The organism is Kaistia nematophila (genome assembly GCF_026343855.1).
GTDB lineage: Bacteria > Pseudomonadota > Alphaproteobacteria > Rhizobiales > Kaistiaceae > Kaistia > Kaistia nematophila.
The window spans coordinates 79,529-92,811 of record NZ_JAPKNK010000006.1; the positions used below are offsets into that span (position 1 = coordinate 79,529).

At 67.2% G+C, this 13,283-nt stretch carries 13 protein-coding genes; 2 read left to right on the top strand and 11 right to left on the bottom strand.

From position 1 onward, the window contains the following. Window positions 1-7 precede the first annotated feature (7 nt). Window positions 8-1,012, top strand: a complete 1,005-nt coding sequence (locus OSH07_RS14905) for a hydroxyacid dehydrogenase (RefSeq protein WP_266339466.1) — start codon at window positions 8-10, stop codon at window positions 1,010-1,012. 185 nt (window positions 1,013-1,197) lie between these two features. On the opposite strand, the gene OSH07_RS14910 is transcribed toward OSH07_RS14905, so the two are convergent. The 5 genes from OSH07_RS14910 to alr form a co-directional block, all read right to left on the bottom strand. After that, window positions 1,198-1,935: an SDR family NAD(P)-dependent oxidoreductase gene (locus OSH07_RS14910; protein WP_266339467.1), complete on the bottom strand. Its 738-nt coding sequence runs from the start codon at window positions 1,933-1,935 to the stop codon at window positions 1,198-1,200. A gap of 118 nt (window positions 1,936-2,053) precedes the next feature. Continuing rightward, complete coding sequence (gene purF, locus OSH07_RS14915) at window positions 2,054-3,520, bottom strand: amidophosphoribosyltransferase (RefSeq protein WP_266339468.1); 1,467 nt, start codon at window positions 3,518-3,520, stop codon at window positions 2,054-2,056. 66 nt (window positions 3,521-3,586) lie between these two features. Then, window positions 3,587-4,303 (bottom strand): CvpA family protein, encoded by a 717-nt coding sequence (locus OSH07_RS14920; protein WP_266339469.1) that lies wholly within the window; start codon window positions 4,301-4,303, stop codon window positions 3,587-3,589. 56 nt (window positions 4,304-4,359) lie between these two features. Next, window positions 4,360-5,814, bottom strand: coding sequence for a DNA repair protein RadA (gene radA / locus OSH07_RS14925; RefSeq protein WP_266339470.1), 1,455 nt, complete (start codon window positions 5,812-5,814; stop codon window positions 4,360-4,362). Next, the gene (alr, locus tag OSH07_RS14930) at window positions 5,814-6,944 is read right to left on the bottom strand and encodes an alanine racemase (RefSeq protein WP_266339682.1); all 1,131 of its coding nucleotides are present in this window, start codon (window positions 6,942-6,944) and stop codon (window positions 5,814-5,816) included. The genes radA and alr overlap by 1 nt, the downstream gene beginning before the upstream one ends. A gap of 131 nt (window positions 6,945-7,075) precedes the next feature. Between alr and OSH07_RS14935 the strand changes: the two genes are divergently transcribed. Further along, window positions 7,076-7,486, top strand: a complete 411-nt coding sequence (locus tag OSH07_RS14935) for a VOC family protein (protein ID WP_266339471.1) — start codon at window positions 7,076-7,078, stop codon at window positions 7,484-7,486. A 9-nt stretch (window positions 7,487-7,495) separates the two neighbouring features. Here the strand turns inward: OSH07_RS14935 and OSH07_RS14940 are convergent, their stop codons facing one another. From OSH07_RS14940 to rpsF, 6 genes are all read right to left on the bottom strand, one after another. Next, complete coding sequence (locus OSH07_RS14940; protein WP_266339472.1) at window positions 7,496-8,983, bottom strand: replicative DNA helicase; 1,488 nt, start codon at window positions 8,981-8,983, stop codon at window positions 7,496-7,498. 281 nt (window positions 8,984-9,264) lie between these two features. Then, window positions 9,265-10,527: an SAM-dependent methyltransferase gene (locus OSH07_RS14945; protein ID WP_266339473.1), complete on the bottom strand. Its 1,263-nt coding sequence runs from the start codon at window positions 10,525-10,527 to the stop codon at window positions 9,265-9,267. A gap of 225 nt (window positions 10,528-10,752) precedes the next feature. Continuing rightward, a complete protein-coding gene (gene rplI, locus OSH07_RS14950; protein WP_266339474.1) occupies window positions 10,753-11,313 on the bottom strand; it encodes a 50S ribosomal protein L9 in 561 nt (186 codons plus the stop codon). A 36-nt stretch (window positions 11,314-11,349) separates the two neighbouring features. Then, window positions 11,350-12,297, bottom strand: coding sequence for a hypothetical protein (locus OSH07_RS14955; protein ID WP_266339475.1), 948 nt, complete (start codon window positions 12,295-12,297; stop codon window positions 11,350-11,352). 192 nt (window positions 12,298-12,489) lie between these two features. Next, complete coding sequence (gene rpsR, locus OSH07_RS14960) at window positions 12,490-12,753, bottom strand: 30S ribosomal protein S18 (protein ID WP_201403427.1); 264 nt, start codon at window positions 12,751-12,753, stop codon at window positions 12,490-12,492. Beyond that, entirely contained in the window at window positions 12,753-13,214 is a 462-nt protein-coding gene (gene rpsF, locus OSH07_RS14965) for a 30S ribosomal protein S6 (protein WP_266339683.1), read from the bottom strand. Before rpsF ends, rpsR begins: the two co-directional genes overlap by 1 nt. Window positions 13,215-13,283: the final 69 nt, after the last annotated feature.

Below are 13,283 nucleotides of genomic sequence, written 5' to 3' on the forward strand. Positions count from 1 at the left end.
TTTTAGCATGACATCGCCCATCCATGTCCTGATGACGGGCGATGACCTGCTGGAGCCGGCCAGCCGGATCCTGGCGCCGATCGGCGCCACCATCGAGACGATGAGCGGGCCGATCGATCGCGCCCGCATGATCGCGACCCTGTCGGCCCGCCGCTTCGACGCCATCCTCGTGCGGGCCAACCCGCCGCTCGACGCCGGCGTGCTCGATGCGGCGCCGCATCTCGCGATGATCTCCAAGATGGGGGCAGGGGTCGACAGCGTGGACCTCGCCGGCGCGACCGAGCGCGACATCCCGGTGATGACGGCCGGCGACGCCAATGCCGACGCCACGGCCGAGATGGCTATCGCGCTGATCCTGGCGATCCGGCGCGACGTCGTGCGCCTCGATGCGCGGCTGAAGGCCGGCATTTGGGATCGCGGCCGCTACATCGCCACCGAACTTCGCGGCCAGACGCTGGGCATTGTCGGGCTTGGCCGCATCGGCCGGCGGGTCGGCGAGATGGCGCGGGCGCTCGGCATGCGCGTCGTCGCTTCCGGCCGGCCGGGCGCGACGCCGTCGACCGCCAGCGGCTTCGCCATCCTGCCGCTGGAAAAGCTTCTGGCCGAGAGCGACATCGTCAGCCTGCACTGCCCGATGGACGCCTCCAATCGCGGCTTCTTCAATCGCGACGCGATCGCGCGCATGAAGCCGGGCGCGCTCCTGGTCAATACCGCGCGCGGCGGGCTGCTGAACGAGGCCGACGTGGCCGAGGCGCTCGTCTTGGGCCGCCTCGGCGGCGCGGCGCTCGACACGCTGGCGGCCGAACCGCCCAAGCCCGACAACCCGCTGCTGACCGCGCCCAACACGATCATCACCCCGCATATCGCCGCCGAGACGGCGGCGACGATGGAGCGGATCGCGGTGATGGGGGCGGAAAACGTCCTGAGCTGGTTCACCCGCCGCGAGATCCTCGTGGATCGCCTGGTCAACCGGCCGGTGCTGCCGCGGCTGAAGGGCGTTTCTATTCTTTAGGATGCCGTCTTGAATGGGCTGGTCGGTTCGCTCGCGAGCGCCGTAGTCCGCAAGCAAGACCCTCACCCAACCCTCTCCCGCAAGCGGGCGAGGGCTTTTTGGCTTACGCGTTGGCGAGGCGGGGGTAGCGCACTCCCTCTCCCGCTGGCGGAAGAGGGTTGCGGTGAGGGGCTTCCTGCGAAAGCCTAACCCAGGAAACGCGTGACGTTGCCGGTCAGGAACTCGAACCGGGTGCCGTTGTCGGTGAATCCGGGCGCGATCATCCGCGCGATGTCGGCGGCGACGACGCCCGGGTGGCTCAGCGTCTCGGGATCCTCGCCGGGCTTGGCCTTGGCGCGCATCTGGGTGCGCAGCGGGCCGGGATCGAACAGGTTCGCGCGCACGGTGCTCGAATCGACCTCCGCCGCATACGTGCGAACCAGCGCTTCCAGCGCCGCCTTCGAGGCCGAATAGACGCCCCAATAGGGGCCGCAATGCACGGCGGCGCCCGAGCTCAGGAACAGGGCGCGGCCGGCGTCGGACTGGCGCAGCAGCGGATCGAGCGAGCGGATCAGGCGGTAGTTGGCGGTGACATTGACCGTCATCACCTCGTCCCAGATCTTCTGGTCGAGATGGGCGACCGGGGTGATGATGCCGAGCTGGCCGGCATTGCCGACGAGGCCGTCGAGCTTGCCCCAGCGCTCGTAGATCGACAGGCCGAGGCGATCGATCGCGTCGAGGTCGCGCAGGTCGAGCGGAACCAGCGTTGCCGTGCCGCCCTTGGCCTTGATCTCGTCGTCGAGTTCCTCCAGCGCGCCGACGGTGCGGGCGATGGCGATGACATGGGCGCCGGCTTCCGCCACCGCGAGGGCCACGTTCCAGCCGATGCCGCGCGAGGCTCCGGTGACGACGACGATGCGGCCGGAGAGGTCGGGAGAAGTCACGGAAGCGTCCAATCAAGCGCTGCGCTCGGCCCGGCCGGGCGCGCGCCGATCAGGCGGCGCGACCGTTCCGGGGAGACGGGGAGGGGAAGGAAGGCGGGGGCGGCCGGCATGCGGGCGTTCAGCTCGCCTCGGCCAACCGCGTCAGCGGCTGAACCTTGCCGCGATCTTCGAAATCGGCGAGCCGGGTCGGGTAGTCGCCGGTGAAGCAGGCGTCGCAGAACTGCGGCGCGACATTGTCGCGCTGCGCTTCGCCGACGGCGCGATAAAGCCCGTCGATCGACAGGAAGGCCAGGCTGTCCGCCTTGATGAAATCGGCGATCTCCTGCACCGACATGTGCGAGGCGATCAGCTTCGCCTTTTCCGGCGTGTTGACGCCGTAGAAGCAGGAATCGGTCGTCGGCGGGCTGGCGATGCGCATATGCACTTCCGCCGCGCCGGCATCGCGCACCATCTGCACGATCTTCATCGAGGTGGTGCCGCGCACGATCGAATCGTCGACCAGCACGACGCGCTTGCCGGCGATCACGCCCATATTGGCGTTGTGCTTGAGCTTGACGCCCATGTGGCGGATGGCGTCCGTCGGCTCGATGAAGGTGCGGCCGACATAGTGGTTGCGGATGATGCCGAGATCGAACGGGATGCCGGCCGCCTCGGCATAGCCGATTGCCGCCGGCACGCCGGAATCCGGCACCGGCACGATGACGTCGGCGTCGACGCCGCTCTCGCGCGCCAGTTCGGCGCCGATGCGCTTGCGCACCTCGTAGACGCCGCGGCCGTCGACCGAGGAATCCGGCCGGGCGAAATAGACATATTCGAACATGCAGAAGCGCGAGCGCTGGCGCTCGAACGGGAAGAAGCTCTCGATGCCCTCATCGGTGATGATGACGACTTCGCCCGGCGCGATGTCGCGCACGAAGCTGGCGCCGATGATGTCGAGCGCGCAGGTCTCGGAAGCGAGGATGTGGGCGTCGTCCAGCTTGCCGAGCACGAGTGGGCGCACGCCGAGCGGATCGCGGCAGCCCATCATCTTCTTCTCGGAGAGCGCGACCAGCGAATAGGCGCCCTCGATGCGGCGGATCGCGTCGATGAAGCGGTCGAGAAGCTGGCCGTGGATCGAGGTGGCGATCAGGTGGATGATCGTCTCGGTGTCAGAGGTCGACTGGAACAGCGAGCCGCGGCGCTGCAATTCGCGCTTCAGCGTCATCGCGTTGGTGAGGTTGCCGTTATGCGCGACGGCGAAGCCGCCGCCGGCGAATTCTGCATACATCGGCTGAACGTTGCGCAGGCCGACGCCGCCGGTCGTGGCGTAGCGGTTATGGCCGATGGCGCGTCGGCCGGGCAGACGGTCGATCACTGCCTTGCGGGTGAAATTGTCGCCGACGAGGCCCATGTGGCGCTCGATCGAGAACTGTCGCCCGTCATGGGCGGCGATGCCGGCGGCTTCCTGGCCGCGATGCTGGAGCGCATGCAGGCCGAGCGCGGTCAGCGCTGCGGCGTCGTCATGCCCGAAAACGCCGAAAACGCCACACTCCTCGCGAAGGTGGTCGTCGTCGGCCGAAGCTGGCAGCATCGAAAAATCGTCCATATCCGGTCCTTTTAACCTGATGAGCGATCCGTGGCGATCGCGTCAGGGAAGTGGTGCGTCCCCGGGTCAGTCCGGCGCTGGGGTCTGGTCCGGCTCTTCGGCCGGTGCCTCGCCATTGTTGTCGAACAGGTTGTCGAGGCCCTTGCGTTCCTGCGTTCCATAGCTGCTGCCGGGCTGCGCGTCCGGCTGCTGCTGCGCGTCCGGCTGCGCAGGGGCGGCGTCGGGCGCGTCGTCGGCCGGTGCGTCCGCCGGCGGCGCGGTGTTTTCCTCGCCCTTGCCGTGCAGACGATCCTGGATCGTCTTTTCGATGTCCTCCGGCAGCGCTGCGACGAGCTTGTCCGCGAGTGACTTCAAGATAGGGGCGCTTTGCGCGTTCGCAACCCATGCCGGCTGGCGATCCGACAGGATCCAGGACAGGAAGGCGAAGGCGATGACGACGAGCAGAAGGCCGCGCGCGACACCGAAGAAGAAGCCGAGGATGCGGTCGATCAGGCCGACGCGGCTGTCGATGACGAAATCCGAGATCTTCATCGCGATGTAGCTGGCGACGATCAGGGCGATGAAGAAGATGCCGGCCGCCGTCGCGATGATCGCCACGTTCTTGTTGGCGATGTAAGGCTCCACGAAGGGCAGCAGCGATTTGTAGAAGAAGAAGGCCGCGGCGGCCGCCAGCGCCCAGGAGGCGACGGACAGCACTTCCCGGACGAAGCCGCGCACCATGGCGAGCATCGCCGAGACCAGAATGACGACAAAGACCACACCGTCGAGAATCGTGACCGGCATTCCTTCGATGACCCCTTGCCCCGCGCCGCAGAAGGTTGCGGTTTAGCCCGTCGCTCTCACGAATCCAATGCCTCATCGGCCACAGTCGACCGCCGTCGCGCCGCAGGGTCCGGCACCGCCCGCTGCTGCGGACGCGTCCCCGAGGCCGCGATCATGGCGACGAGGCCGGCCAACTGGTCGATCCCCTGCAGTCCGGGACCGAGATTGGCTTCCTTGTCGATCGATGCGACCGGCAGGACAGCCCGGGCGAAACCAAGCTTTTGCGCCTCTTTCAGGCGCTGCGCAGCGTGGCCGACCGGCCTGACGGCTCCCGAAAGGCTGACTTCGCCGAAATAGACGCAATCCGCCGGCAGGGCAATACCGGAGAGCGAGGAGACGAGTGCGGAAGCGACCGCGAGATCCGCAGCCGGCTCCGTAATTTTCAGCCCGCCGGCCACCGCCAGGTAGACGTCGTTGGAGCCGAGCTTCACGCCGCAATGCGATTCGAGCACGGCGATCACCATGGCGAGGCGGCCGGAGTCCCAGCCGACCACGGCGCGGCGCGGCGTGCCGAGCAGCGACGGGGCCACGAGGGCCTGTATCTCGACCAGCACCGGGCGCGAGCCCTCCATGCCGGCGAAAACGGCGGCGCCCGGCGAGGCGGCGTTGCGCTCGCCGAGGAAAAGCTCAGACGGATTGGGCACTTCGCGCAATCCGCTGCCGGTCATTTCGAACACGCCGATTTCGTCGGTGGCGCCGAAGCGGTTCTTCACCGCGCGCAGGATGCGGAACTGCTTGCCGCCTTCGCCCTCGAAATAGAGTACCGCGTCCACCATGTGCTCGACGACGCGGGGGCCGGCGATCTGGCCGTCCTTGGTGACATGGCCGACGAGCACCAGCGTCGCGCCGGAGTTCTTGGCGTAGCGGATCATCGCCTGCGCCGCGGCGCGCACCTGCGTCACCGTGCCCGGTGCGGATTCCGCCGTTTCGGTCCAGAGCGTCTGGATCGAGTCGAGGATGACGAGGGCAGGGACGGGGCCTGCCTGCAGCGTGGCGAGGATGTCCTCGACGCTGGTTTCGGCCGCGAGCGCCACCGGCGTGTGGGCGACGCCCATGCGCTCGGCCCGGAGCCGCACCTGTGCGATCGCCTCTTCGCCGGAGATGTAGACGACGCGTTCGCCCTTCGAGGCGAGCGCTGCGGACGCCTGCAGCAGCAGCGTCGACTTGCCGATGCCGGGATCGCCACCGACCAGCAGCGCCGAGCCGCGGACGAAGCCGCCGCCGGTGACGCGGTCGAGTTCGGCGATGCCCGAGGCGATGCGCGGCGGCTGCGTGCTGCCGCCGGAGAGTGCCTGCAGCTCGACGATGCGGCCGCGCTTGACCGGGCCCTTGGCGGGGCCGCCGCCGATGCCGCCCGAGGCGCTTTCCTCGACCATCGTGTTCCATTCGCCGCAGGCTTCGCAGCGGCCCTGCCAGCGCGGGCTGACGGCGCCGCAGTTCTGGCAGATGAACTGGATTTTCGCGCGCGCCATCAGAGGGCTCCCCGATAGTGCCTGGCATAGCGGCCGCCGAGGCTGGTCAGGAGTTCGTAGCTGATGGTGCGGGCGGCTGTCGCCACCTCTGCGACCGGCATGTTCGGGCCGAACAGCTCGACCCAGTCGCCGCGCCGCGCCGCCGGGATGTCGGTTACGTCGATCGCCATCAGGTCCATCGAGATGCGCCCGACCAGCGGCGCGCGGTGGCCGTGCAGGACCACGCTGGCGCCCGGATGCCCGTCGGTGGCGCCGGCGCTGCGGTGGTAGCCGTCGGCATAGCCGGTCGAGAGGATGGCGATGCGGCAGGCTCGAGTCAGCGTCTGCGCCGCGCCATAGCCGACCGTCTCGCCGGCCGGCACGTCGCGGATCTGGATGATGCGGGCCTCGGCGGTGACGACCGTCTCCAGCGGCGGCTCGCCTTCGATATAGGGGCCGCCATAGAGGCCGATGCCGGGGCGGACCAGATTGAAATGATAGTCGTGGCCGAGCGCGATTCCGGCCGTATTGGCGAGCGAGACCGGCAGGCCGGGAAAGAGGGCGCGGACGTCCTGCATCGTGGCCAGCTGGCGCGCGTTGAGCGGATGCGCCGGCGTGTCGCCGCAGGCGAGATGGCTCATCACCAGCGTCAGTCCCAGCCGCTCGGTGAGGCCGCGATCGGACGCGAGCTCCAGCGCTTCGGCGAAGGTGACGCCGAGGCGGTTCATGCCGGTGTCGACATGCAGCGCGGCCTGGCCCTGGCCGCCGGCGGCGCGATAGGCGGACCACTCCCGCAATTCGTCGAGCGAGCCGATCACCGGGCGGATATTGCCGGCTTCATGGGCGGCGGCGACGCCGCTCGCGAGACCGTTCAGCACATAGATGGTCGCTTCCGGCGCGACGGCGCGCACCTGAAATCCCTCTTCTGGCAGGGCGACGAAAAAGGTGCGACATCCGGCGCGGGAAAGGGCCCTTGCGGCCGGTTCCGCGCCGATGCCGTAGGCGTTGCCCTTCACGGCGGCGGCCGTCTCCGCCGTGCCGGCCTGCGCCGCCAGCGCCTGCCAGTTGCGGGCGAGCGCGCCGAGATCGATCGTCAGCCGGTTGCCGGTGGTGGCCGGCGTCTGGACGGGAGTGGGATCCGATTGTTCCATCAAGCGAGGGTACGCGATTCGGGGCCGCCAGCGCGGCGAGCATGGAGCAGGAATTTGCAGCCGTTGGTCTCTGCCATTTTCGCGGCGATCTCAAGGCCAATCCGCATGCTGGCGCAACGCGGTAGCGCATCGTGACGGCGGCGGGCGCGGCGCGGCGCAGCCTCGGAGCCGTGGCCCTGGTGGTGCGCGACTATGATGAGGCCATCGCCTGGTATCGCGACAGGCTTGGCTTCGTCTGCGTCGAGGATACGCCGCTAGGCGACGGCAAGCGCTGGGTGCTGATGGCGACCAATCCCCCGGCCGAGACGCGGATCCTGCTCGCCAGGGCGCGCGACAAGGCGCAGGAACGCGCCATCGGAAGCCAGTCCGGCGGGCGCGTGTTCCTGTTTCTCCATACGGACGATTTCCAGCGCGACTTTGCCGCCTTCCGGGCGCATGGCGTCCGCTTCCTCGAAGCGCCACGGGACGAGGCCTATGGCACCGTCGCCGTGTTCGAGGACCTCTACGGCAACAAGTGGGACCTGCTGCAGCAGAAGCCGTGACGGGTAGCGCTACTCGTAGGATTCGGGCAGGTGGTCGCGCTTGGCGAGGTTGGAGAAGCGGGTGATCTCCGCCTCGAACTGCAGCGGCACCGTGCCGGTCGGGCCGTGGCGCTGCTTGCCGATGATGACTTCGGCGACGCCGGCGACTTGTTCCATCTCGGCCTGCCACTTGAAGAATTCTTCGGTGCCTTCCTTCGGCATCTTTCCCTTCAGGTAATATTCGTCGCGATAGACGAACATCACCACGTCGGCGTCCTGCTCGATCGAGCCGGATTCACGCAGATCCGCGAGCTGCGGCCGCTTGTCCTCGCGCGCTTCCACCTGACGCGAGAGCTGCGACAGCGCGATCACCGGCACGGCGAGCTCCTTGGCGAGCGCCTTCAGGCCGGTGGTGATTTCGGTGATTTCCTGCACGCGGTTGGCCTGGCCCTTGCCGGAGCCCTGCAGCAGCTGGAGGTAGTCGATGATCAGCAGGTCGAGGCCGCGCTGGCGTTTCAGGCGGCGGGCGCGGGCGGTCAGCTGCGCGATCGAGATGCCACCCGTCTGGTCGATGTAGAGCGGGATACGCGCCATTTCGCGCGAGGCTTCCACCACCTTGGCGAACTGGCGCTCGTCGAGCGAGCCGCGGCGGATATGCGAGGATGAGACGCCGGACTGTTCGGCGACGATACGCGTCGCCAGCTGTTCGGCCGACATTTCGAGCGAGAAGAAGCCGACGATGCCGCCATTGACCGATTTGGTCGAACCGTCGGGCTGAACCTCGCCGCGATAGGCCTTGGCGATGTTGAAGGCGATGTTGGTGACGAGCGAGGTCTTGCCCATGGCCGGGCGGCCGGCGAGCACGATCAAGTCGGACGGCTGCAGGCCGCCCATCTGGCGGTCGAGATCGTCAAGGCCGGTCGAGATGCCGGAGAGATGGCCGTCGCGCTGGTAAGCGGCGCTGGCCATGTCGATGGCGGCTTTGAGCGCGTCCTCGAACGACTGGAAGCCGCCGTCGTTGCGGCCGGTTTCGGCCAGCGCGAACAGGCGTCGTTCGGCATCCTCGATCTGAGCCTTGGGTGGCATGTCGATCGGGGCGTCGAAGGCGATGTTGACGACGTCCTCGCCGATGCCGATCAGCGCGCGACGAAGCGCCAGATCATAGATCGAGCGGCCATAGTCCTCGGCGTTGATGATGGTCGTCGCCTCGGCGGCGAGGCGTGCGAGATACTGCGCCGGGTTCAGTTCGCCGATGGCGAGGTCGGCCGGCAGGAAGCTCTTCAGCGTGACCGGGTTGGCGATCTTGTTCTGGCGGATGATCTGCGCGATGAGCTCGTACACCTGCCGGTGCACCGGTTCGTAGAAATGAACCGGTTCGAGGAAGTCGGAGACGCGATAGAACGCCTCGTTGTTGACGAGGATGGCGCCCAGGAGCGCCTGCTCGGCCTCGATGTTTTGCGGCGGCTGCCGATAGAATTCGGCAGATTGCGGCGTCACGGCAAGCGCTGGAACGTTCATGGTCGATTGGCTCTCAGATCCCTTGATCCCAGTTAAGGACAGGAGCGGTCGCGAGGCCAATGCTCGCTGGGTTATTGCCCGTTATCCATAGGCTAACGCCAACGCTGCCGCGAAAGCGGCGTTTGCCGCTTGTGCGAAGCGTTTCGGTGACAGTTTCGTGAAGGATGCCCGATTCGCGCCGCCCGTCGAGGCATTTCCCCGTTTCTGGAATCGGGGAAATGTCTCGACGTGCTGGCGGTCGCGTGGGTCTGGTGAGGATGGGCCGGCGTGTCCCGAAGGACCTAGCCGCCGCCGGCGATCTTCAGCGACGGCCGTTGTCCGGCATGGTCGCGCAGCCGCAGGGCTTCCTCGGCCTGCCAGATATAGTCGCGCGTGAGCGGCAGGGCGTTCTGGTCGCGGACGATCTGGATCTGGAAGATCATCATGTCCTGGTAGCGGAAGGCGGTCTCGGAGGCGGCGAGGTAGAACTCCCACATCCGGCAGAACGCCTCGTCATAGAGGGCCACCGCCTCGGCGCGGCGGGCGAGGAACCGTTCGCGCCAGGCCTTCAGCGTCTCGGCATAGTGCAGCCGCAGGATCTCGACGTCGGTTACCTTCAGCCCCGCCTTCTCGATCGCCGGAAACACCTCCGAGAGCGCCGGGATGTAACCGCCCGGGAAGATGTATTTCTGGATCCAGGAATTGGTCTCGCCAGGCAGGTCGAAGCGGCCGATCGCGTGCAGCACCATCACGCCGTCCTCGGTCAGCAGCTCGCGCGCCTTGTCGAAATATTCCTGGAAATGCCCGACGCCGACATGCTCGAACATGCCGACCGAGATGATGCGGTCGAACTGCGTCTTGAGCGCCCGGTAGTCCTGCAGCTTGAATCGGGTCCGGTCGGCGAGGTTCAGCGCCGCCGCGCGGGCGTTCGACACCTTGTGCTGCTCTTCCGAGAGCGTGACGCCGGTGACGTCGACATCGGCATGAGTGGCCAGGTAGAGGCCGAGGCCGCCCCAGCCGGAGCCGATGTCGAGGATCTTTTGGCCCGGTGCGAGCGCCAGCTTGGCCGCGAGATGCCGCTTCTTGGCGATCTGCGCTTCCTCGAGGCTGGTGTCGGGCGTCTCGAAATAGGCGCAGGAATATTGCTGGTCGCTGTCGAGGAACAGCGAATACAGCCTGCCATCGAGATCGTAGTGATGGGCGACGTTCTGGCGCGAGCGGAATGGCGTGTTCCACTGGCGCAGGCGGCGGGTCATCACGCGCAGTCGGTAGATGGCGCGCATCCACCAGGACCGGCCGCCGCTACCGACATTCTGCAGCACTACTTCGAGGAAGTCGTAGATCGAGCCCTGCTCGACGACGAAGCTGCCATCCATGAAGGTCTCGCCGAGCTTCAGCTCGGGATTGCTGAGTACGGCCCGTTCTGCCGCCGCTGTCGTGAAGCGGACGCGGACGGGTATGCCGCTGCCGTCACCGAAGCGGTGACGCTTTCCCTTGGCATCGATAATTTCAAGCGATCCACGCTTCAGAACGCCTGACAGATAGTTGATGAGCAACCGGTTCATTGTGATCCGCTGCCCCCTCCCTGAATGTCTTGGTTTACCAAGGCAGGTTGCGACAAGGCGGTCGGTGACGTCCGGCCGTCACAGGGATGGTAGCCCTGATTTTGCCGCAATTTCAAGCGGGTACGCGCTAAGCCGATTTCGTAGCGTCTGCCAAAGAAAAAGGGCGCCGCGGAAACCGCGGCGCCCTCCCAGAAAATAAGGCTCCCTTCAGGTGAAGGGCGCTTCTTAGATCTCTTCGTCGTCGACGCCGGCGAAGCCTTCGCCCTCCGGCAGCGGCTCCAGCTCGAAGTCGTCCTGGACGGTCGAGAGGTCTTCACCCTGCGACTGGCGAGTCGCTTCGTCGACGCTGCGGGCGACGTTCAGGGTGACGGTGGCCTCGACTTCCGGGTGCAGGGCGATGACGACGTTGTGCAGGCCGATCGACTTGATCGGAACCTCGAGCACGACCTGGCTGCGGGCGACCGAGAAGCCGGCCTCGCTGACCAGGTCGGCCACGTCGCGGCTCGAAACCGAACCGTAGAGCTGGCCGGTCTCGCCGGCCTGGCGGACGACGATGAACGACTGGCCGTTGAGGGCCTCGGCGACCTTCTCGGCGTCGCTCTTGCGCTCGAGGTTGCGGGCCTCGAGGTAGACCTTCTCGGCCTCGAAGCGCTTCTTGTTGGCTTCGTTGGCGCGCAGCGCCTTGCCCTGCGGCAGCAGGTAGTTGCGGGCGTAGCCGTCCTTGACGTGAACGATCTCGCCCATCTGGCCGAGCTTGGCGACGCGCTCCAGCAGAATGACGTCCATGATGTGACTCCTTTGGTCTTGAATTCGAAACGTGACTTACGAGATGCCGGACCGCGCCGCGAAACGGCGCGCCCGGAATTGGAGGGCGGTGTCGGCAAGTCCGACCACGGCCATGATGCCGAGCGGCAGCAGGAAGAAGCTGAGGGCATAGACGAGGAAGAGCAGCAGCGGCCGCGCCGCCTTGCCGTTGAGCATGGCGTGCAGCAGGCCGAAGCCGGTCAGCGCGAAGGCGAAGCCCATGGCGCCCGCGAAGGCGCCCGCGATCTGGCCGGGGACGCCCGGCAGCAGGCTGACGATGAAGGCGAGGCCGAAGAACAGCGCCGCCGACTGGGGCAGCACGACGGCCCAGAGCGGCGTCCATTCGCGCGCGAGCAGGCCCGACATGCGGGCGATCCGGGCGCCAAGCCAGGTGGCAAGCACGAGGATACCCAGCGTCAGGCTGGCGGAGGTGAACGGCATCAGCGCGATGTTGAAGCGGACGAGCGGCTCGATCTCCGCCTCGGTCGGCGCCATGCCATCGGCCGAGGACTGCGCCAGCCAGTCCTTGAGTACGCTCACCGTCTGGCTGACCAGCGCCTCGGGGTTGTAGCCGAGCAGGAAGCCGGTAACGACGACGGCGGCGCCGGTGACGAGGGCGGCGCGGACGAGCACGTTGTCGAGCGGGAACCACTGGCGACCACCGGGCACGGCGTCGTCGGGCCGCGACAGGCCGACGAGATGCGCTGCCCAGGCGACGGGCGCCGCGAACAGGATGAAATAGAGGCCGCCGGCGAGGTGGCCGATGGCGAGGCCGATCATCGCCGAGGCGACGGCGGCGGCCGCGGCGGCGGAATACGTGCCGAATCCGAGCCCGGCAATGGCGATCGGCAGCGGCGACAGGATGAAGAGGGGGAGGGCGAGGGCGGTCCCGCTGACGAGCCCGGCGAACAGCAACGCTGCCGCAAGGCCGGCTCCAAGGCCAATAAGGATGTTCCGCATCGACATGATATCTCGCTGTCCCGCTTCGAGAGCGGTTAGAGGCAGGTCACGGGAAGCCCGGCCATACCCCAACCAAGTCTTGCCATTCAGGCACTGAAATCGTCAGCCCCGAAGGGCGGTGCCGGACCGGCGGCGGGCGTCGGTCCGGCGAATCGGGTCGCGCGTCGCTGGAGACCTGGGTCTCCGGCGACCGGCGTCTTACTTGATCACGTAGGGGATCAGGCCGAGGAAGCGGGCGCGCTTGATCGCCTGGGCGAGCTCGCGCTGCTTCTTGGCCGAAACGGCCGTGATGCGGGACGGAACGATCTTGCCGCGCTCGGAGATGTAGCGCTGCAGGAGACGGATGTCCTTGTAGTCGATCTTCGGCGCATTCGGGCCCGAGAACGGGCAGGTCTTGCGGCGACGGAAGAACGGACGGCGCTGGCCGCCGCTGGACGCGCTGGTGGTGCCGATCTCAGCCATTATTCAGCCGCTCCTTCAGAATCTTCCGAGCGCGGACGACGCTCGCCACGGAAACCGCCGCCGGCGCCACCGCCGAAGCCGCCACGCGGACGGTCGCCACGGTCGCCGAAGCGGCCGCCACGGTCGCCATCGTCACGATCGCGCTTCTGCAGCATCGCGGACTGGCCTTCCTCGTGCTCCTCGACCTTGAGGGTCAGGATGCGGAGGATGTCTTCGTTCATGCGCTGCTGGCGCTCGAGCTCGGCCACTGCGGCGGCCGGGGCGTCGATGTTGATCAGCGTGTAGTGCGCCTTGCGGTTCTTGCGAATCCGGAATGCGACCGACTTCAGGCCCCACTGCTCGATCTTGCCGACCGTGCCGCCATTGGCCTCGATGAGGCCCTTGAACTGCTCGGTAAGTGCTTCGACCTGCTGTGCGGACACGTCCTGTCGCGACAGAAATACGTGCTCATAAAGCGGCATGATTGCCCTTCCTTTTCGTTTCCCGGCGCCAAGCCTCACCGAAGCCTTCGAGAAAGGCTGATCGGTACG

Excerpts from the sequence above, each read along its gene's own strand:
- OSH07_RS14905 (WP_266339466.1), top strand. The coding sequence starts at position 8 with ATGACATCGCCCATCCATGTCCTGATGACGGGCGATGACCTGCTGGAG.
- purF (WP_266339468.1), bottom strand. The coding sequence starts at position 3,520 with ATGGACGATTTTTCGATGCTGCCAGCTTCGGCCGACGACGACCACCTT.
- OSH07_RS14920 (WP_266339469.1), bottom strand. The coding sequence starts at position 4,303 with ATGCCGGTCACGATTCTCGACGGTGTGGTCTTTGTCGTCATTCTGGTC.
- radA (WP_266339470.1), bottom strand. The coding sequence starts at position 5,814 with ATGGCGCGCGCGAAAATCCAGTTCATCTGCCAGAACTGCGGCGCCGTC.
- alr (WP_266339682.1), bottom strand. The coding sequence starts at position 6,944 with ATGGAACAATCGGATCCCACTCCCGTCCAGACGCCGGCCACCACCGGC.
- OSH07_RS14940 (WP_266339472.1), bottom strand. The coding sequence starts at position 8,983 with ATGAACGTTCCAGCGCTTGCCGTGACGCCGCAATCTGCCGAATTCTAT.
- OSH07_RS14945 (WP_266339473.1), bottom strand. The coding sequence starts at position 10,527 with ATGAACCGGTTGCTCATCAACTATCTGTCAGGCGTTCTGAAGCGTGGA.
- rplI (WP_266339474.1), bottom strand. The coding sequence starts at position 11,313 with ATGGACGTCATTCTGCTGGAGCGCGTCGCCAAGCTCGGCCAGATGGGC.
- OSH07_RS14955 (WP_266339475.1), bottom strand. The coding sequence starts at position 12,297 with ATGTCGATGCGGAACATCCTTATTGGCCTTGGAGCCGGCCTTGCGGCA.
- rpsR (WP_201403427.1), bottom strand. The coding sequence starts at position 12,753 with ATGGCTGAGATCGGCACCACCAGCGCGTCCAGCGGCGGCCAGCGCCGT.
- rpsF (WP_266339683.1), bottom strand. The coding sequence starts at position 13,214 with ATGCCGCTTTATGAGCACGTATTTCTGTCGCGACAGGACGTGTCCGCA.